Below are 20,346 nucleotides of genomic sequence, written 5' to 3'. Positions count from 1 at the left end.
TTTAAATTGACCAAGTAAGCGCTTTGTAAGCGGTTGCAAAAGCAACTTATTCGCGTTACTATATTCATGTAGTTAAATGTATCGATAGAGCGAGGTGATTTTTATGAGTGAAACGACATTACCACAGGGTCAGCAAAAAGCACTGGATGAGTTCATTAGTAATCTTGACTTGTTGAACACACTGGCCGATCAAAATCGGCAACGGTTAATCATTTTATTAGGTGCTCATTTGAACACCGGTTTGACTGTTACTGAGTTGACCTCACACATGAGTCTTTCACAGCCAGCAGTATCGCATCATCTCAAAATTTTGCGACAAGCTGGCCTTGTGTCCACCACCCATGAAGGCCTTAATCATCGGTATCACCTGACCGTAAATGACGCGTTGGATCAAGTTGGCCACTTGTTAGATACGATTAGGAACAGTAATAACTCGGTTCAACAAACAAAGGAGTGAGCGAATATGGCACAGCATGCATACATGATTGGTACAGGCATTGGTAACTTAGCAGCAGGAATTTACCTCATTCGCGATGGTGGTTGGCACGGTGACCAGATCACCATGTACGGTCTTGAAACCCACGGTGCAAACGATGGTGACACAGTAACTGGCTACGAAAATGAGTACGGTAACCAAGCTCTTAAAAACAGTCAAGGTTACCTTGCCAAAGGTGGTCGGATGCTCAACGAGGAAACGTATGAAAACTTATGGGATCTCATGCGCTACGTTCCATCACTAGATCACCCTAATCAATCTGTGACTGATGAGATTTTAGCCTTCGACCACGCACACCCAACTCACGATGTTGCCCGGTTGATGGATAAAGTAAACGGCATTCGCAACAAAGGCGACGAAAATGATTACCGCCACATGCAGTTTGACAACCGTGACCGCTACCTTCTGACAAAACTAATGTTGATGCCGGAAAGCAAAGAAGAACGCCTGAATGATATCGGGATTGATGAATGGTTTGCCAGTTCACCACACTTCTTCACCACTAACTTCTGGTACATGTGGCAAACAACTTTTGCATTCAAACGTCAAAGTTCAGCGATGGAACTGCGTCGTTACATGAACCGTATGATCCTTGAATTTAGTCGTATTAACACACTCGAGGGTGTTACTCGCACACCTTACAACCAGTACGAAAGTCTCATTTTGCCGATGCGCAAGTTCTTAGAGGATCATGGTGTAACTTTCATTAATAATCGTAAAGTTACGGCGCTCACCTTCAAGGACACGCCAATGCGCGACGATATTATCGTAACCGGTTTCGATTACGAAGAAGTTGATGGCGATCATCAAGCTGGCCACGTTGACGTTAATGACGATGATTTTGTCTTCGACACTAATGGCTCTATCACCGACAGTTCTTCGTTTGGGGACATGGATACCCCACTGAAGGAAAACCACGAATATGCGCCAAGTGCAGCTCTATGGAAACAAGCTTCCGAGCACTTCTATGACCTTGGTCATCCAGATAAATTCTTTAATGACCGGGAACAAAGTGAGTGGATGAGTTTCACGGTCACAAACAATGATCACAAACTACTTAATGAAATCACCCGAATCACTCAACAACAACCTGGTAATGCATTGAATACTTGGATCGACAGTACTGGATTAATGTCAATCGTTGTTCATCATCAACCTCATTTTCACGCACAAAAGGAAAACGAAACCGTCTTCTGGGGATACATTATGTACCCTCGACGGCATGGTGATTACGTCAATAAACCATTCATTGAAATGACTGGTCGTGAAATTCTCACCGAACTTATTGGTCACTTGAACGAAGTTGATGATAGCCGCGACAAGATTGGTGACCACATTGACGATATTATGGCATCAACCGTCAATGTCATTCCTGTTTACATGCCTTATGCCAGCGCCCTCTTCAACCGACGGGCAGTTGGTGACCGGCCATTAGTGGTTCCAAAGCACAGTCACAACCTCGCCTTTATCAGTCAATTTGCTGAAATGCCATTTGACATGGTATTTACAGAACAATATTCATTCCGCTGCGCGCAGCTTGCTGTGTACACGTTCTTAGGCATTCCATTGAGCAAACTAACACCGCTTCACCACTATGAAAAAGATCCGAAAGTCATGGCCCGTGCAACCAAGACAATGTTCAGATAATTAACCTTGTATCAAACAAATCAGTTCACAGCCTCTATGATTTGGAGGTTGCGAACTGATTTTGTTTGTTCTTGTGGAGCCGTTACGTCGACCAGAAACGCCGTCCCACGGCTGGCATTCAGTTTTGACAACCGTAAGCGTCAGTTAATTACTATGTACAAAAAGGCCTGCTAGACAAATTGTCCGGCAGACCTTTTTCACGATTCAAGAATCAGTAATTACACGGATAGCATCCAATTACTTGGTACTTGTGTTCTTAGCATCCTCTTCACGCATTTTCTTTTCTAAGTCACTAATGGAATAAACGCCCTCGGTACCAGTTACTTCAGCCTCTTTTGGCTGAATCTTCCGGTAATCTGGCATCCCAGTACCAGCTGGAATGATCTTCCCGATAATAACGTTTTCCTTCAACCCAACAAGTGGGTCGTTCTTCCCACGGATAGCAGCGTCGGTAAGAACCCGCGTTGTTTCCTGGAACGAAGCAGCAGACAAGAAACTGTTTGTTTCCAAAGCAGCCTTAGTAATACCTAAGATCACTGGACGACTAGTTGCAGGAATACCACCAGCAACTAACGTCTTCGTGTTAGCATCCTTAAAGTCAGCAATGTCCATCAATGTTCCTGGCAACATATCAGTGTCACCTGGATCCATGACACGAACTTTCCGCATCATCTGACGAACCATGATTTCAATATGCTTGTCGGCAATACCAACACCTTGCATCCGGTAAACACGTTGAACTTCACGTAACAGGTAGTTTTCGGTTGACAGAACGTCACGAACTTTCAGCAATTCCTTAGGATCAATTGACCCTTCGTTCAATGCGGAACCACGGTGGATAAAGTCACCTTCAGCAACACGCATCCGCGCCCGTAATGGCAACGTGTATGAACGTGTTTCGGCTTCACCTTTAACCGTAACTTCTTTCGTCCGTTCAGCTGGGTTTTCTTCGATTGAGACGATTGTCCCAGTCACTTCAGTAATCTCAGCTTTACCTTTAGGGTTCCGAGCTTCAACAATTTCCTGAACACGAGGAAGCCCTTGGGTAATATCGTCACCGGCAACACCACCAGTATGGAAGTTACGCATGGTCAATTGAGTACCAGGTTCACCGATTGATTGGGCAGCAACAGTACCAACTGCTTCACCAACTTCAACCCGGTCACCAGTGGCCATGTTACGACCGTAACAACGTTCACAAACACCATGTTTCGTGTTGCAAGTGAAGGCTGAACGAATCACAACTTCTGTTACGCCAGCATCAACGATGGATTGAGCAACGTCTTCATCGATCATCTGGTTAGCCTTAACTAAGGTTTCACCAGTCTTAGGATGTTTAACTGACTTCATTGCATAACGACCAAGAATCCGTTCGTACAAGGATTCGATCATTTCATTACCGTTAGTAATGGCATGAATCGTCAAACCACGGTCAGTACCACAGTCCTTTTCACGAATGATAACGTCTTGCGCAACATCAACCAGACGACGAGTCAAGTAACCAGAGTTGGCAGTCTTCAAAGCCGTATCAGTCATACCTTTACGGGCACCATGAGTGGAAATAAACATTTCCAACACAGAGAGACCTTCACGGAAGTTTGAAACGATTGGCAATTCCATTGTTTGACCGTTAGGCGCAGCCATCAAACCACGCATACCAGCTAGTTGAGTAAAGTTTGAAATGTTACCACGAGCACCGGAATCACTCATCATAAAGATTGGGTTATTCCACTCCATGGAGTCAACCAATTGTTCTTGAATGTCATCCTTAGCAGTGTTCCAAACGTCAATAACACGTTGGTAACGCTCGTCATCAGTAATTAAACCACGACGGAACTGCTTAGAAATCGTAGCAACTTGCTTACGTGCATCAGCAACGACATCATTCTTCGTCTTCAACGTTGAAATATCAGCGATTCCAACCGTCAAACCAGAGTTAGTAGATTCGTAGTAACCCAAATCCTTCATCCGGTCCAATAGCAATGAAGTAGCTGTTACCTTGTAACGCTTGTAGACTTCAGCAATGATATCAGCCAAGAAGCCTTTCTTGAATGGATCATTCAGCGGTTGATTACTCAATACTGACTTCAAGTCAGTACCAGGTTCCAAGAAGAACCGGTCATCGATACCGTCTGTCAAGTTGTCACTCGTTGGTTCGTTCAAGTATGGGAATTCGTCAGGCAAGATGGCATTAAAAATCATCTTCCCAACAGTCGTAATCAAGATACGGCTCTTTTGTTCATCAGTAAATGGTTTAGTTGGCATTGATGAAGTTTGCACACCAACACGGCTGTGTAAGTGAACATAACCGTTTTGGTAGGCCACGCGAGCTTCGTTCAGATCTTTAAAGATCATGCCTTCGCCTTCACGACCAGCTTCCTCAGTAGTCAGGTAGTAGTTACCGATAACCATATCCTGAGAAGGTGTAACCACTGGACGACCATTGGCAGGTGCCAAGATGTGTCCGGCAGCCAGCATCAGCAAACGTGCTTCAGCTTGCGCTTCGTCTGATAACGGAACGTGAATGGCCATTTGGTCACCATCGAAGTCGGCGTTGTAGGCTTCACACACAAGTGGGTGCACACGCATCGCTTTACCAGAAACAAGCACTGGTTCAAATGCCTGAATCCCAAGACGGTGCAAGGTAGGGGCCCGGTTCAACAGAACTGGGTGTTCCTTGATAACATCTTCAAGAACATCGTAAACATCGTTATCCTGACGGTCGATCTTACGACGAGCATTCTTGATGTTAGAAGCAAGATCACGCTTAACCAACTCTTTCATGATGAATGGCTTGAAGAGTTCCATGGCCATTGGCACAGGTAACCCCATTTGGTTCATCTTCAAAGTTGGGCCAACATCAATAACAGAACGGCCAGAGTAGTCAACACGTTTACCAAGTAAGTTTTGACGGAACCGTCCTTGCTTACCCTTCAACATATGAGATAGTGACTTCAACGGACGGTTACCAGGACCGGCGACAGGACGGCCACGACGACCGTTATCAATTAACGCGTCAACAGCTTCCTGCAACATCCGCTTTTCGTTTTGCACGATGATACCAGGTGCATTCAAGTCTAACAACCGCTTCAAACGGTTGTTACGGTTGATAACACGACGGTATAAGTCGTTCAAGTCAGAAGTGGCAAAACGACCACCTTCCAATTGAACCATTGGCCGTAAGTCCGGTGGAATAACCGGAACAACGTCCATAACCATCCAGTCAGGACGGTTACCGGATTGAATAAAGGCTTCCAAGATATCTAGACGACGAACGGCACGAGTCCGTTTTTGACCAGATGCATCCTTTAATTCTTCCTTCAATTCGCTGGCTTCTTTATCCAAGTCAACAGCTGCCAGCAATTTACGAATTGCTTCGGCACCCATTTCAGCTTGGAATTCGTTACCATATTGGGCTTTCTTTTCACGGTATTCACGTTCAGATAACAACTGCTTGCGTTCCAAAGGTGTGTTGCCTGATTCCAACACAACGTATGAAGCAAAGTAGATGATTTCTTCAAGTGCCCGTGGGCTCATGTCAAGAACCAACCCCATACGACTAGGAATACCCTTGAAGTACCAAATGTGGGTAACAGGAGCAGCTAATTCAATATGCCCCATCCGTTCACGACGAACCTTAGAACGTGTAACTTCAACACCACAACGGTCACAAACAACACCCTTATAGCGAATCCGTTTGTACTTACCACACGCACATTCCCAGTCTTTTGTTGGGCCAAAAATCCGTTCATCGAACAAGCCATCACGTTCAGGCTTTAATGTCCGATAATTGATGGTCTCAGGCTTCTTAACTTCACCATATGACCAGCTGCGGATTTTGTCGGGCGACGCAAGCCCAATCTGCATGCTTTCAAATTTGTTGACATCAATCAAAGGATTGACCTCCTTATTAGTTTCAATGGTGACAGTTCACACTACTCGTTTGTGGTGTTTCCTGACTCATTAGCCGGTGTTGTTGCTGGCTGTGCAGGGGTTGAAGCTGAGTTCGTGTTTGCACTAGCATCGTCTGACTTATCGTCAACTGGATGTTCAGCTGCATACTTGCTCAATGCATCAACATTCACAACGTCATCTTCATCATCGTCCATGTCACGCAGTTCAATTTCCTGTTTGTTGCTGTCAAGAACCTTCATGTCCAACCCAAGTGCTTGTAATTCCTTAACCAACACACGGAAGGATTCAGGAACACCAGGCTTAGGAATTGGTTCGCCCTTAACAATGGCTTCATAAGTCTTAACACGGCCAACCACGTCATCTGACTTGTAGGTCAGAATTTCTTGCAACGTGTAAGCAGCACCATAAGCTTCCAAAGCCCAAACTTCCATTTCACCGAAACGCTGACCACCAAATTGCGCTTTACCACCAAGTGGCTGCTGCGTAACCAGTGAGTAAGGTCCGATAGAACGTGCGTGAATCTTGTCATCGACCATGTGGGCCAACTTCAGATAGTGCATAACACCAACGGCAATTCGGTTGTCGAATGGTTCACCAGTACGGCCATCGTACAGAACGTACTTGGCATCAGCTGGCATACCAGCTTCTTGAACGGCATCCCAGATATCCTTATCCTGCGCACCATCGAAGACAGGCGTAGCAACATGGATACCTAATTTACGAGCAGCCATTCCCAAATGCAGTTCCAGCACTTGACCAATGTTCATACGGGAAGGCACACCCATTGGTGAAAGCATGATGTCAATTGGAGTTCCATCAGGCATGTAAGGCATGTCCTCTTCAGGAATAACAATTGAAACAGTCCCTTTGTTACCATGACGACCGGACATCTTGTCACCGACCTGAATCTTACGTTTCTGGGCGATGTAAACACGAACCATCATGTTAACACCAGGTGATAATTCATCCCCGTTTTCACGAGTGAAGATCTTAACATCCTGGATAATACCGCCACCACCATGCGGAACATGGAGTGAAGTATCACGAACTTCACGGGCTTTTTCACCAAAGATAGCATGTAGCAAACGTTCTTCAGCAGATAATTCTGTCACACCCTTAGGCGTAACCTTACCAACCAAAATGTCACCATCATGAACTTCAGCACCAATCCGGATAATCCCTTGTTCATCAAGATCCTTCAAAGAATCTTCACCAACGTTAGGAATTTCACGGGTCATTTCTTCCGGTCCAAGTTTAGTGTCACGTGCTTCTGATTCGTATTCTTCAATATGAATCGAAGTGTAAACATCATCCTTAACCAACCGTTCGGAAATCGCAATGGCATCTTCGAAGTTGTAACCGTTCCAAGTCATAAAGGCAATCAATGGGTTTTGCCCAAGAGCAAGTTCCCCACCTTCCATGGAAGGACCGTCAGCCAAAATTTCGTCGGCATCAACCTTGTCGCCAACCTTAACGATTGGACGTTGGTTGTAGTTCTTACCACCGTTTGAACGACGGAACTTCATTAACTTGTACGTATCCAAAGTGCTGTCTTCACGACGAACACGGATTTGCGTAGCGTCAACAAATTCAACGGTTCCGGCAGCCTTACTGATTAAAGCAACACCAGAGTCATGGGCTGCCTTATATTCAATCCCAGTACCAACAAGTGGTGCATGAGGATCCAACAAAGGAACAGCCTGACGTTGCATGTTGGCACCCATCAGAGCACGGTTAGAGTCATCGTTTTCCAAGAATGGAATACATGCAGTCGCAACGGCAACTACTTGCTTAGGCGAAACATCCATGTAGTCGACGTTGTCGATGGAAGTTTCAATGTTTTCATCTTTTGAACGAGCCAAAACTGTGTCATCAACGAATGAACCATCGTCATTCAATGGCGAGTTGGCCTGGGCAATAACAAAGTTATCTTCTTCGTCGGCAGTTAAGTAGTCGATTCGGTCAGTAACCTTGTGGTTGTCCCATGAAACACGACGATATGGTGTTTCAATAAAGCCATAACGGTTAACCTTCGCATAACTAGACAGTGAGTTGATCAACCCAATGTTTGGTCCTTCAGGCGTTTCAATTGGACACATCCGACCATAGTGAGTGTAGTGAACATCCCGGACTTCATATCCGGCACGGTCACGCGTCAAACCACCAGGTCCAAGGGCAGACAAACGACGCTTATGCGTTAATTCACCAAGTGGGTTAGTCTGATCCATGAATTGTGACAGTTGTGAACTACCAAAGAATTCTTTGATTGAAGCAACAACTGGACGAATGTTAATTAATTGTTGTGGCGTTACTGTGGCAGAGTCTTGAATAGACATCCGTTCACGAACAACACGTTCCATCCGTGATAAACCGATCCGGAATTGGTTCTGCAGTAATTCACCCACAGAACGAATCCGACGGTTACCCAAGTGATCGATATCATCAGTTGAACCAATACCTTCTTGCAAATTGAAGAAGTAATTGATAGAAGCAATGATGTCGGCAGGTTGAATGGTGTGGTTCTTTAAGTCGATATGGCCGTTACCAATCATGTTCACAACTTGTTCAGGATCTTTCTTAGAGAAGACCTTGATCATTTGAACATTCATTGGTTCTGTCACAACAGCTTCATCAGAAGGTGTGAACGTTACCGACTTGAAGTCTTCCTGATCCAGGTATGGTGCCAATTTAGCCATAACGGTCTTGTCGATCACAGTACCCTTTTCAGCAATGATTTCACCTGAGTCAGGGTCAGCCAACGTTTCCGCTAACGTCAAACCCAACAAACGGGTGTGTAAGTCTAACTTCTTGTTTAACTTGTAACGACCAACTGGTGCAGTGTCGTAACGTTTTGGATCGAAGAAGCGCGCCGTCAACAGGCTCCGTGAAGAGTCGGCTGTCTTAGGTTCACCAGGCCGTAACCGTTCGTAAATATCCTTCAAGGATTCTTCGACACGTGAATCGTCGGAATTCTTGTGAATATCCTTTTCCAAGGTCGACATGATGCCGTCGCTATCACCCAAGATTGAGATGATCTCGTCGTCAGAGCCATAACCCAAGGCACGAACTAATTCGGTCATTGGAATCTTACGAGTCCGGTCAATCCGAACGTAAGAAATTTCTTTAGCATCGGTTTCGTATTCCAACCAAGCACCACGGTTAGGAATGACAGTTGCGCCGTAAACTTCACGACCATTCTTGTCTTCGTCTTCCGTATAGTACACACCAGGAGAACGAACCAATTGAGAAACGATAACCCGTTCAGCACCATTGATAATGAACGTCCCCTGATCAGTCATCAGTGGGAAGTCACCAAAGAACACGTCTTGACTCTTGATTTCGCCAGTCTCATGGTTGGTCAAACGTAAAGTAACGTGCAGTGGTGCAGAATAGTTGGCATCGTGTTCACGTGCTTCATCCACGGTGTACTTTGGTTCGAGTAACTGGTAGTCAACGAATTCCAATGATAAGTTTCCTTGGAAATCATCGATTGGCATGATGTCGTCGAACATGTCACGCAAGCCTTCGTCCAGGAACCATTGATAAGAGTCCGTTTGGATTTCAATCAGGTTCGGTAAATCAAGAACTTCCTTGATTCGTGCGTAACTTCTGCGGGTACGGTGTTTGCCGTATTTAACTAAATGCCCTGCCAAGTTCTTCACTCCTTCGAAATGATTTTCCAGTGAATAAGTCCTCATTTTAGTGTTACAGTTTCATTACAAATGACCTGTAACCCTGTTTTTGGGCATAAAAAAGGCAAAAGCACCATTTCTTTTAAAGTTTAAATGAAAGCTGCTTTTGCTTCTCTATAAAGGCCTTGACGGACAATAGATCGCCAAGACGATTTTTATTCACAGTGATATACGATTAATAATATACTCGGTTTTGCTAAATGTGTCAACGAGAAACGCTCAACTTTTATTTCTCTGCCACGCCAAACAAAATGAGACGTAGCAGCACTTGGATGTGCTCACGTTGACTCAAGTTTGCGCCACCCAGTTGGTGAAACTTAGCGAATAGTGGCGCCAAACTAGTGAGGTAAAAGTTGGCCGCTGTTGCCGGATCAACCCCATCACGCAAAACCACTTTATCAGACTTAAAAAAGCGCATGATGGGTTGCAAATAATCCTGTGCGAATAATCGGCCAAGCTGAGCCTGATTCTCGGGACGTAAATATTGAAAGCTACCATGAATCAAGCTAAATGCGTCACGCGGATGAATGGCGACCATCGCCGCTGACATATCTGTCAGGAGTTCAAGCCCAGTTCCCTTGTTAGCATCTAAAATCTGATTCATGTTTGTTGCTAACTCACCACCAACGGTTTCAATCACCTGCACAAAAATCAGTTCTTTGTCAGCAAAGTGATGATACAGCGCCGGCTGGGTAACGCCCGCAGCTGTCGCAATGTCACGCGTGGAGGTATCCGCATAGCCTTTTATCAAGAATTGTTCACGAGCTGCCTCCAGGATTTTTTCTCGAGTGGCAGCCAACTGCGCCTCACGACTCATATTTTCACCTCATTAAGCCGCCCATCAACAACTACACACGGCTCGCCTTTCTCTAATCTCCATCAGTGTGCCTGTTCTCCGCATAAAATGCAATTTTTACCGACACGTTTAGAACATAAAAACGCTTATCAAGCTTTCAGCTCGACAAACGTTTTTAACACCGTTCAATAACACCCACTAATAACTGTTAGTTCGCCAAGACTACTTAGAACCAACTGTCGGTTTCTTGACAGGTTGTTCCTTAGTTGTGACCGTAATCTTACCAGCTTTAGCACCAACAGTAACAGCGTCATTGGTTTTAATTTGACCAGCAATCAATGCCTCACTCAACTGGTCTTCAACTTGAGTCTGTAATGCGCGTCGAATTGGACGAGCACCATACTCAGGATCAAAGCCAGCATCTGCAACTACATCAATGGCAGCCGGCGTAATTTTAACTTTAATGCCTTGTTCGGCGATTCGTGCCAACACATTGCCAGCCATGATCTTCACGATTTCATGCAATTCTGGCTTCGTCAATGAGTGGAAGACCACTGTTTCATCAATTCGGTTCAAGAACTCTGGACGGAATGTCTGACGCAGGGCCTGCCGAATCTTGTCTGACATTGCAGCATAGTTGTCTGTCGCGCTGGTTGCACCGAAACCAACTTCTTTATCGTCACGAACAGCTGTAGCGCCCAAGTTAGAGGTCATGATCAAAATCGTGTTGCGGAAGTCAACCTTGCGGCCCTTAGAATCGGTTAAGAAACCATCATCAAGAACTTGTAACAACAAGTTAAAGACTTCAGTATCAGCCTTTTCAGCTTCATCCAAGAGGACAACTGAGTACGGTTTGTTACGAACTTGTTCGGTCAGTTGACCACCTTCATCGTAACCAACGTAACCAGGTGCAGCACCGATCAAACGACTTGAGCTAAAGCGTTCTTGATATTCAGACATATCCACACGAATCATGTTATCTTCTGAACCAAACATTGCTTCAGCTAATGCTTTAGCGAGTTCCGTCTTCCCGACCCCAGTTGGTCCAAGGAACATGAACGAACCAATTGGCCGGTTAGGATCTTTCAGACCGGAACGGGCACGACGGATGGCACGAGAAACGGCTGAAATAGCCTCGTCCTGACCAACCACGCGTTTGTGGAGCACCTTTTCAAGATTCAGCAAACGTGCTTCTTCATTCTTCTGCAACTGTGTTAACGGAACACCCGTCCATTCGGAGACGACTTCAGCCACATCTTCCTCGCCGACTTTTAATTCATAATGTGGCTGACCAGACAACGCTTCATTATCTTGATCATCCATCATCTTGTCGACACGTTTGCGCAAGGCCATTTCCTTTTCACGCAATGCAGCAGCACCATCGAAATCTTGGTTCTCAATAGCAGCTTCCTTCTGTTGACGCAAGTCGTCCAACTTGTCTTCTTGTTTAGCCAACTTGGTCTTATGACCAGATGCATCAATGCGAACTTTAGCAGCTGCTTCGTCCATTAAATCAATTGCCTTATCAGGTAGGAAACGTTCCGTAATGTACCGAGAGGACAGCTTAACTGCTGCTTCAACCGCATCATCAGTGATTTCAACCTGGTGGTGCTCCTCATAACGGCTCTTCAAACCTTTTAAGATTTCCGTTGCTTCATCTTCCGTTGGCTCGTCAACCTGAACAGTCGCAAACCGACGTTCCAAAGCAGCATCTGATTCAATGTACTTTTGGTATTCGTTAAGTGTAGTGGCCCCAATGGTTTGAAGCTCGCCACGAGCTAACGCTGGCTTCAAGATGTTGGAAGCATCAATCGCACCTTCAGCACCCCCGGCACCAATCAACGTGTGCAACTCATCAATGAACAGCACAACGTGACCATCGTTGTAAATTTCTTCAATAACTTTCTTCAAACGGTCTTCAAATTCACCACGATATTTAGTGCCGGCAACCAGTGAGCCCATGTCCAGCATCATCAGCCGTTTGTCGGCCAAATCATCAGGCACATCACCAGCAACGATCTTCTGTGCTAATCCTTCAGCAATCGCCGTTTTACCAACCCCAGGTTCACCAATCAAGACTGGGTTATTCTTGGTCCGACGACTGAGAATTTGAATCACCCGTTTGACCTCTTTTGCACGGCCAACCACCGGATCCATTTGCTTGTCAGCAGCTAAGGCAGTCAAGTCACGTGCTAATGAATCAAGTGTTGGCGTACCCTCTTGCTTATTTGCGTTGTTGTTAGCCTTTGCCATTTGTTGACGACGGCGTGGTGTGTCAGCAACACCTAACTTGCGCAAAATCACTTTGCGTGTTTGTGCCAAATCAAGGTTTAATGTCATTAAAATGCGTGATGACAGGATACTCTCATCAGACAACAACGCTAAGAGTAAATGTTCAGTCCCAATTTTAGTGGATCCCAAACGTTTTGCCTCATCCCCGGCCAATGTCAAAATGTCCTTGGCCTTCGGAGAATATGGTAAATACGTATCCTTGTCAGCGTTCGTCAGTGTACCATAACCAGTAAACCGTTCGATTTCTTCACGAACATCTTCTTCTGTCACACTGAATTGCTGCAGGACTTTGTTAGCAATCCCATTTTGTTCAATGGTCAGGGCCAGCAATAAGTGTTCAGTACCCACAGCTTGGTGTTTAAAATACTTCGCTTGTTCCTGTGCCAATACCAATACATCTTTAGCACTAGGTGTGAATAAATTGTCCATCTTCTGTCCTGCCTTTCATTAAATGCAGGCCTTAATTAACCCCTGCAAATCGTCGTTAATTCGATATTAATAAGCATTAGTCTTCAAAACGAAGGCGGTTGAGCACGCCGATCAGAATCCGAGCGCGCAATGTATTTTCAACTTCGCGGTCAGCAACATTGAGAGTATCTTTGTCAATTGCCGAAAGAATAATGTTGGCCTCACGTTCCTTTAACACCCCATCATTAAATAGGGAATTAACTATAGCATATGCATCATGTTGATTGATTGAATCACCAACCACATCGTTCAGTAAATTATCCAACACATCGGCGTCAGCCAGTAAGTTGACCTTTTCAATACGAATATAACCACCGCCACCACGCTTACTCTCAACGATATAACCGTTTTGAATGGTAAACCGTGTCTTAATGACGTAGTTAATCTGAGAAGGAACGACGTTAAACTGGTCGGCAATATCCGAACGTCTAATTTCTACCTGCTCAGCATCCTCCAGGATTCCCTTCAGATACTTTTCGATGACATCCGAAATATTTGTTGGTCCTTCCATCATCGCTCACCCCAATCTTTGACTAATATTGACTATATTATACGAAGATTGACGACGATTGCAATTAAAAAGTTTTTTAGTCCGCCAGTAGCAACGTCAGCACCCCAAATTAAATTTTATTGCCAATCTTGATGATCCAAAGCCATCTGCCAAAAATCACGTTCATAATAGGTGCTCCGTTCAAAAGCCTTGGCCATTGCATCACGATCGGCTGCATCTGTTTGACGTGCAACTTGGTCTGTTAACTTAATTTGTTTTGCCACTGGTCCCGTATAGTCGTCGGACTGATAACTGTCAATCCACGCTTGAAAAATTGGGACTGGCGAAGTGACTCCTTGTAAGGACGCACCAACATCCGCATATAGCCACGCACACGGTAACAATCCGGCAATGGCCGCCGGTGCACCGGCCTGTGTTAGCGTGCGATACATATGTGACGTGTAGGCATATGTCGTCGGTGCAATTGGTGTATTGACCACATCTTGTTGAGAAATACCTAATTCTTTAAAGAACGTCTTGCGCGTCGCGATTTCACCATCGTGCAGACTATTCGCTAGCTCCTGCAATAATGTCTTAACCGCCTGATCCTGGCTTGCATCCGCTGCCAATTCATGAATCCGTGCAAAATCACGTAAATAATAATGATCCTGAATTAAATAATAACGAAATGTTGGCAACGTCATGCTGCCATCGCTTAGCTGTTTTATAAACGGATGATGAATGCTTTCCTGCCACACCGTTTGATTTTGCTGATAAACTTGCTGACTAAAATCCATCATAATGACTCCTTGTATTCCGTACTGTATTAATGCTTACCGACAGACTCAATCTATCAAAACCATTATCCTCTTGCAGACTAAAACAGTGAACATTTACATTGTTTTAATGAGAGATTCGTTGCGATATTTTTCTACATATTAGGTGTGTAAATAATCCGCTGCCGATTTGAGTAATAAGCAAAACCTCTCGTAAACCTATTCGACACTCACTTTTTATGTTTGTTAGTGAATTCAAAAAACAACACGCCCAATTTATTATTGAGCGTGTTGCCTACGTTTCTATCGTCTAAAAAGTATCAGACTCATTGTCTAGTTAAAGGCCACAACATTGTCAGCCTTGCCAGTTTCAATCAATTGTTTGTTGTTGTTCAAAGCAAATTGAACCATGTTCCGAACAGCGGTGGTGGTGTAGAACGCGATGTGAGGACTTACCAAAACGTTTTCGCGTTTCATCAAGTTCTTCAAACGATCGTCAGGAATAGCATCAAAGCTACCGAAGTCTGTGTTGAAAATACCAACTTCGTTTTCGTAAACATCAAGTGCAGCGCCGGCAACTTTGCCGCTGTCCAAAGCCTTGATCAAGTCATCAGTATCAACCAGATCACCACGGGCAGGGTTCAAGATGTAGACACCATCCTTCATCTTGTTAAAGGCATCAGCATTCAACATGTGCATATTTTCCTTCGTTGCAGGAGCATGAAGGGAAATAACATCTGCTTGCTTATATAATTCATCCAATGAATCAACGTAGATGCCTTCCTTTTCCAATTCAGGATTGTGGAAAACATCGTAGGCAACAATTTTAGCACCAAAGCCACGGTAGATTTGGATAGCAGCACGGCCGATCCGACCAGTAGCAATAACACCAACCGTTAAGCTGTTCAATTCAGTTGCAATGTCTGGAGCCCACTTTAAGTCACCTTTGGCCTGACGGTGCTCGTACTGGGTCGTGTGACGAAGTAAACGCATCAATTCAGTAACCGTAAATTCAGCAATTGCTGCTGGTGAGTAAGCAGGAACGTTGGTAACCTTGATGTCGTTACGTTTAACAGCATCAGCGTCAACGTTATCAACACCGACGTTACGTAATGACAGGTTCTTAACTCCCAATTCTGCCAAACGATCCAAAACTGAGGCCGTGTAAGGCTTTTGTTGGTAAACAACTGCCCCGTCAAAGCCTTTTGCCTGATCAACTGTGTCGTCAGTCAATAAATCCTTAACGATTTTAACCTCAATATTTTGATCCTTGGACCATTCTTCTACATATGGACGTTCGTCATCGCGAATGCCGTAAGCAATAATTTTCAATGCAGACACCTCCATGTATATTTAAACTACATCATTAGTATAGCATTAAAAACCGCGTAGTGGCGGCGTTTTCAGGCTTGTGAACCTCACTTTTTGAAAGTAATTTTCATTAATTGTTGGTATCAGTGGCTTCAATCCAATTTTTTATTTTACGATATTATAAGTTTGTTACCTATATCACAACTAAACGCGTTAGAATATAGGTGAAATGAAGGTGATCAAATGCAACAGCTATCTGTTTCCCAACTTGCAGCTTTAAAGCAAGAATTGCGGACACAAAATCTGCAACAGCGATTTATCATCATCCATCTATGTGATCAGCAACATGGCGCCTTTTATCTTATTACTGATTATCAACGCGTCATTGCCCTCAAAACCAAACATAAGCATGTGCAAATTAACATTGTCCAAGATATTGTGCCCATCACCAATCGGCTGGCCTACTGGGCCGTTGCTCAACAGGCCTTTACCGCTAGACCATGGGATCTTGCCTTGCAGCAACAGCTGCTCCAGTGCACTAACGCTGTTTTGCAAGAAAATCATCATCCTTCTAATACCGATTTTCCGTGGAACGCGTCAGATACATTTGATCATCCAGTTGAGCAATAATCCCGACACATCCTCGCTATTCAAAAGTAACGACAAAAACACGTCAACAGATCTCTTTGAGAATCCATTGACGTGTTTTTGAATTTATACACATGACTGAGCATTTATTCCTCATCACGCCTTGGCGCACGATAACTGATGGAAAGCATTACCACTGCTAGAATAATCAATCCGCCACCAAGCGCATCAGCCCAAGTAAAGACCGTGTGAAGCACCAGGATTGAAATGACTGTTGCTGCCAGTGGTTCAAAAGCATCCATTAGGCTCGCCGTTGTTGGGGTAATGTATAGCAAACTGACCGAATACATAACAAACGCAATCAATGTACCAAACAATACGACAGTGCCAATCGACAAGACCGTCTTGGCTGTCAGCGTTGGCACACCAACCCACATTGGTTGAATAAAGTTCATTGCGATCCCGCCAATCAGCAAACCCCAACCATTTACGTTGACTGAGCCAAACGTTGGTAGCAGCGGTCGCGGCAATAACGTGCTGGTCGCCACGGCAACCGCCGACATTAGCCCCCAGAACAATAACGCTGGTGAAACAGCTAAATGCGTAATGTGACCATGAGTAACGACAAAAAAAGCGCCTAGCAATGCTAATACCATCCCAATACTTTCTGAACGTGATGGTAGTTGATGATGAAAGATCACATAATACACCGTGATTACGATTGGCCCTAAGAACTGCAAGATGGTTGCAATCGCAGCGTTGCCATAATGAACTGCTAAAAAATAAAAGTATTGGATAGGAATTAATCCCACCAAACCAAAAATAATTTGTTGCCTGGCCGTTTTCCATGACCGCCAAACAGCAAAAATATCTTGATGGCGCATAACGTTGAAAAGCAGAAGTAGAATCCCAGCCAGTGTCATCCGAATTGTCGTCAGCCATGCAGGGGTAACGACATTATTTTCAAACAACGTTTGGGCAATCACGCCGGAGACACCCCACAGCATTGAACCACCACTGGCTAGCAATATTCCCGTTAAAATATGTCCATTACGTGTTTCCACAATTTTTCCCCCAACGACTGGTCATCGGGGCACAGAAGTTAAGCATCCCAATGGCGATTTTTCAGTCGGTTACGACGTTCGTACACAACTGAATACCAGACAATGCCGGCAATGATTTCAAGCAGTGCAATGAGACCAACAAAGTAACGGACTAGCCCCTCTTCAGCAAAAAGTGCCACTAGTAGCACAAATAGCCCAAACACCACAGCTAAAGCGACCGTAATCGATAAAATAAAGCGACCAGCACGCTGGTTTCGTTTGTGCCACCCGATACCAAAGGCCACGCTATAAATTGCGACAGCTAGCCACCACCGCCATAAACTAGCAACCGTAATGTAGTGAATGGCCGGCCAAATCGTCAATAAAATCACACACAAGATCATCAGTAACCAAACAGCAACGGTTGCACGTTTCGCCTTCTGATTCATTCTGACCATCCCCTTTTTAACATAATAACTTATTATAACCATGAATTAACGGTGAACACAAAGTGATGGGCTCCCAAGTTCGTGAAACGTCACCCGTCGTCCACATGAAAGAGCCATGATATCAATCACATCGATTGCCGATGACTAATTAATAACACAGCTCGTCTAGTTGAAACTTTTTTACATTTGCCAACTCATGTAATCAAATTTGTCGCGGATCATTAACCGGTTCAATCTGGCCGTACAAATGAAGACGGTGATCATGCTGGTGACCGATTGCACGTTGACTCTCTGACAGTCTTGGCTGTTTTTTTGCCCTAGCTAGCTGACTGATTACTGTTAGTAGCTGATCGTTAGATAATTCAGCTAACTGGTGAGCAGTCGCAATTGTAGTTGAGTCCCATTGTTGGACTGAGTGACCAGCCTCTTCATCCAAGACAATTTCCATTAGTAATCCAATATTACTGAATAGATGACTGTGTGCAGTTTTTTCGACATGATCAAACCACGCTAACACGTCTTCGCCATCACCGGTCAATACCTGACGCCGATAAGGTAATTTCATGAGACATTGCAAAAACTCTGAATTATCCAATTGACTAACCGCCTGGGCTGCCGCCAAGTCTTCAACCGCCGGCGACGCACCTTCGCCTGTCATTATCCAATCTAAGTATGCTAAGTGGCGAATCAAACGAAAATGACGACGGTCTTTTCGTTTGATCATCAACCACTCCTCAAAAACGGTTACCGCATGTTCATGTTTAATATCCACAGCCATCACTTCCTAGGATGCTTTAACCCTAAAGTAACATGGCATCAATTTTCAACCAACTAATCAGTTCCTAAATATACTGTCATCAAGAAAATGATAATTATAAATTATTAGGATTCTTAACAAGGCAACTGTTTAGTGCGTCTGTTGCCATTGCTGCATCAACTTGCTCAAAGACGCAATCATGTCGTCAACTTCCTGTTGATCTGCAGCATTGGCACCACTGGCTAAATCGTGACCACCACCATGGTGGGCCTTTGCCAATTCGTTTATCGCCGGTCCTTTGGAACGTAAATGAACCCGGTAACTACCGTCAGGATTTTCTACAAATAATAACCAAGCGCGAACATCTGCCAAGCGGCCCGGCGTCGATACCAGCGGCTGAACCTCACTTGTTGCTAACGACAGAGAGGCTAGCTGAGCTTGTGATATCACATAATGAGCGGCACCAAAGTTGTCAATTTCAATGTTAGCTAAAACATCGCCCATCAAACGGCCAAGGCCACGGCTTAACTCATTTTCATGGCGCCCCACTTCAGCGGCGTCAATTCCTGTTGCCAACAATTCACTGGCAACGGCGAATGTGTGTGCACTGGTGGCTGGGTACAAGAAACGACCAGTGTCACCAACAATTCCCGCGTAAAACAGCAAGGCTGCATCACGTGTCAAGCTCAGAGCATCTTGATGTGCATCGATAAAATCAACAATTAATTCCGAAGTACTGGATGCGTCCGGCAGCACCCATGATAAGTCACCATAATTATCATCATTAGGATGGTGGTCAATTTTAACGAGTTGCCGGCCCTGATTGAACCGGTCATCGTCGATGCGCTCCGTGTTGGCCGTATCAACCGTTATTACTAATGCGTCTGTGTACTGGTCATCTGAAACAGTGTCTGACTGACCTAACCAGCCAAGATCATTTTGAACTGTCCCGACCGCAAATATATGCTTATCCGGGAACGCATGCTGTAAAGTAAGCTTAAGGCCAAACTGAGATCCTAACGCGTCTGGATCAGGTCGTTGATGACGGTGAATAATGATTGTCTGCGCCTGCTCAATGGCGTTATAAATTGCTGTTGTGTCACTCATAATAACTGAACTCCCTCTAATTACCGATGTCCTGCAATAATTATTGCAATTGCCAACACAGTTGAATGATAGATCTTCAAACGTTCGATCTGTCTATAAGTTTATCATGCCATATTTTTCGCAACTTGACGACTAAATCAATAGCTTGTTTTGTGTTGCGGACAACAAAAACAGTCAAAAAAACAGCCGCTAGTCAACATTGACTAACGACTGTTCGTTTTAAAGAATGATCGGGACAACAAGATTTGAACTTGCGACCCCTGCGTCCCGAACGCAGTGCTCTACCAAGCTGAGCTATGTCCCGATAAATAAAATGACCGCCACCAGCACCTGGCAGCGGTCATCGTGATGCACCCAGTAGGAGTCGAACCTACAACCTTCTGATTCGTAGTCAGACACTCTATCCAGTTGCGCTATGGGTGCATTCTCATAACAGCGTTATGAAAAGCGGAAGACGGGATTCGAACCCGCGACCCCCACCATGGCAAGGTGATGTTCTACCACTGAACTACTTCCGCA

At 44.7% G+C, this 20,346-nt stretch carries 14 protein-coding genes and 3 tRNA genes; 3 read left to right on the top strand and 14 right to left on the bottom strand.

Features of this window, described 5'->3' with window-relative positions; genetic code table 11:
• Positions 1 to 103 precede the first annotated feature (103 nt).
• Positions 104 to 457: an ArsR/SmtB family transcription factor gene (locus LROSL1_RS04195; RefSeq protein WP_017262643.1), complete on the top strand. Its 354-nt coding sequence runs from the start codon at positions 104 to 106 to the stop codon at positions 455 to 457.
• Between the two features lie 6 nt (positions 458 to 463).
• Entirely contained in the window at positions 464 to 2,143 is a 1,680-nt protein-coding gene (locus LROSL1_RS04190) for an oleate hydratase (protein ID WP_178913845.1), read from the top strand.
• Positions 2,144 to 2,380: 237 nt separating this feature from the next.
• Here LROSL1_RS04190 and rpoC read toward each other — a convergent pair whose 3' ends face one another.
• The 7 genes from rpoC to LROSL1_RS04155 all read right to left on the bottom strand — a co-directional run bounded on the left by rpoC (position 2,381) and on the right by LROSL1_RS04155 (position 15,904).
• On the bottom strand, positions 2,381 to 6,037 hold the full coding sequence (gene rpoC / locus LROSL1_RS04185) for a DNA-directed RNA polymerase subunit beta' (RefSeq protein ID WP_017262641.1): 3,657 nt from the start codon (positions 6,035 to 6,037) through the stop codon (positions 2,381 to 2,383).
• A gap of 41 nt (positions 6,038 to 6,078) precedes the next feature.
• On the bottom strand, positions 6,079 to 9,711 hold the full coding sequence (gene rpoB, locus LROSL1_RS04180) for a DNA-directed RNA polymerase subunit beta (protein WP_017262640.1): 3,633 nt from the start codon (positions 9,709 to 9,711) through the stop codon (positions 6,079 to 6,081).
• A 265-nt stretch (positions 9,712 to 9,976) separates the two neighbouring features.
• Positions 9,977 to 10,567: a TetR/AcrR family transcriptional regulator gene (locus tag LROSL1_RS04175; RefSeq protein WP_017262639.1), complete on the bottom strand. Its 591-nt coding sequence runs from the start codon at positions 10,565 to 10,567 to the stop codon at positions 9,977 to 9,979.
• 201 nt (positions 10,568 to 10,768) lie between these two features.
• Positions 10,769 to 13,267, bottom strand: a complete 2,499-nt coding sequence (locus LROSL1_RS04170) for an ATP-dependent Clp protease ATP-binding subunit (RefSeq protein ID WP_178913844.1) — start codon at positions 13,265 to 13,267, stop codon at positions 10,769 to 10,771.
• A 76-nt stretch (positions 13,268 to 13,343) separates the two neighbouring features.
• Positions 13,344 to 13,817 (bottom strand): CtsR family transcriptional regulator, encoded by a 474-nt coding sequence (locus LROSL1_RS04165; protein WP_017262637.1) that lies wholly within the window; start codon positions 13,815 to 13,817, stop codon positions 13,344 to 13,346.
• Positions 13,818 to 13,933: 116 nt separating this feature from the next.
• Positions 13,934 to 14,596: a thiaminase II gene (gene tenA / locus LROSL1_RS04160; protein WP_035144078.1), complete on the bottom strand. Its 663-nt coding sequence runs from the start codon at positions 14,594 to 14,596 to the stop codon at positions 13,934 to 13,936.
• Between the two features lie 309 nt (positions 14,597 to 14,905).
• Positions 14,906 to 15,904 (bottom strand): D-2-hydroxyacid dehydrogenase, encoded by a 999-nt coding sequence (locus LROSL1_RS04155; protein ID WP_178913843.1) that lies wholly within the window; start codon positions 15,902 to 15,904, stop codon positions 14,906 to 14,908.
• 222 nt (positions 15,905 to 16,126) lie between these two features.
• On the opposite strand from LROSL1_RS04155, the gene LROSL1_RS04150 reads away from it, so the two are divergent.
• Entirely contained in the window at positions 16,127 to 16,513 is a 387-nt protein-coding gene (locus LROSL1_RS04150) for a hypothetical protein (protein ID WP_178913842.1), read from the top strand.
• A gap of 104 nt (positions 16,514 to 16,617) precedes the next feature.
• Here LROSL1_RS04150 and LROSL1_RS04145 read toward each other — a convergent pair whose 3' ends face one another.
• The 7 genes from LROSL1_RS04145 to LROSL1_RS04115 all read right to left on the bottom strand — a co-directional run bounded on the left by LROSL1_RS04145 (position 16,618) and on the right by LROSL1_RS04115 (position 20,345).
• Positions 16,618 to 17,535, bottom strand: coding sequence for a DMT family transporter (locus LROSL1_RS04145; RefSeq protein WP_017262633.1), 918 nt, complete (start codon positions 17,533 to 17,535; stop codon positions 16,618 to 16,620).
• Between the two features lie 38 nt (positions 17,536 to 17,573).
• Positions 17,574 to 17,963: a hypothetical protein gene (locus LROSL1_RS04140; protein WP_178913841.1), complete on the bottom strand. Its 390-nt coding sequence runs from the start codon at positions 17,961 to 17,963 to the stop codon at positions 17,574 to 17,576.
• Positions 17,964 to 18,165: 202 nt separating this feature from the next.
• Positions 18,166 to 18,735, bottom strand: a complete 570-nt coding sequence (locus LROSL1_RS04135; RefSeq protein ID WP_178913840.1) for a hypothetical protein — start codon at positions 18,733 to 18,735, stop codon at positions 18,166 to 18,168.
• A 135-nt stretch (positions 18,736 to 18,870) separates the two neighbouring features.
• Positions 18,871 to 19,827, bottom strand: coding sequence for a DHH family phosphoesterase (locus LROSL1_RS04130; RefSeq protein WP_178913839.1), 957 nt, complete (start codon positions 19,825 to 19,827; stop codon positions 18,871 to 18,873).
• 230 nt (positions 19,828 to 20,057) lie between these two features.
• Positions 20,058 to 20,131 (bottom strand) — tRNA-Pro (locus LROSL1_RS04125).
• Between the two features lie 45 nt (positions 20,132 to 20,176).
• Positions 20,177 to 20,250: transfer RNA gene (locus LROSL1_RS04120), tRNA-Arg, on the bottom strand.
• A gap of 23 nt (positions 20,251 to 20,273) precedes the next feature.
• Positions 20,274 to 20,345: transfer RNA gene (locus LROSL1_RS04115), tRNA-Gly, on the bottom strand.
• Between the last annotated feature and the right edge of the window lies 1 nt (position 20,346).

The sequence above is a fragment of the Furfurilactobacillus rossiae genome (assembly GCF_013394005.1).
Classification (GTDB): domain Bacteria; phylum Bacillota; class Bacilli; order Lactobacillales; family Lactobacillaceae; genus Furfurilactobacillus; species Furfurilactobacillus rossiae.
The sequence above is the reverse complement of the archived record's forward strand: the minus strand, read 5'-3'. Positions and strand labels throughout refer to the sequence as shown.

Excerpts from the sequence above, each read along its gene's own strand:
- LROSL1_RS04195 (WP_017262643.1), top strand. The coding sequence starts at position 104 with ATGAGTGAAACGACATTACCACAGGGTCAGCAAAAAGCACTGGATGAG.
- LROSL1_RS04190 (WP_178913845.1), top strand. The coding sequence starts at position 464 with ATGGCACAGCATGCATACATGATTGGTACAGGCATTGGTAACTTAGCA.
- LROSL1_RS04175 (WP_017262639.1), bottom strand. The coding sequence starts at position 10,567 with ATGAGTCGTGAGGCGCAGTTGGCTGCCACTCGAGAAAAAATCCTGGAG.
- LROSL1_RS04170 (WP_178913844.1), bottom strand. The coding sequence starts at position 13,267 with ATGGACAATTTATTCACACCTAGTGCTAAAGATGTATTGGTATTGGCA.
- LROSL1_RS04165 (WP_017262637.1), bottom strand. The coding sequence starts at position 13,817 with ATGGAAGGACCAACAAATATTTCGGATGTCATCGAAAAGTATCTGAAG.
- tenA (WP_035144078.1), bottom strand. The coding sequence starts at position 14,596 with ATGATGGATTTTAGTCAGCAAGTTTATCAGCAAAATCAAACGGTGTGG.
- LROSL1_RS04150 (WP_178913842.1), top strand. The coding sequence starts at position 16,127 with ATGCAACAGCTATCTGTTTCCCAACTTGCAGCTTTAAAGCAAGAATTG.
- LROSL1_RS04140 (WP_178913841.1), bottom strand. The coding sequence starts at position 17,963 with ATGAATCAGAAGGCGAAACGTGCAACCGTTGCTGTTTGGTTACTGATG.
- LROSL1_RS04130 (WP_178913839.1), bottom strand. The coding sequence starts at position 19,827 with ATGAGTGACACAACAGCAATTTATAACGCCATTGAGCAGGCGCAGACA.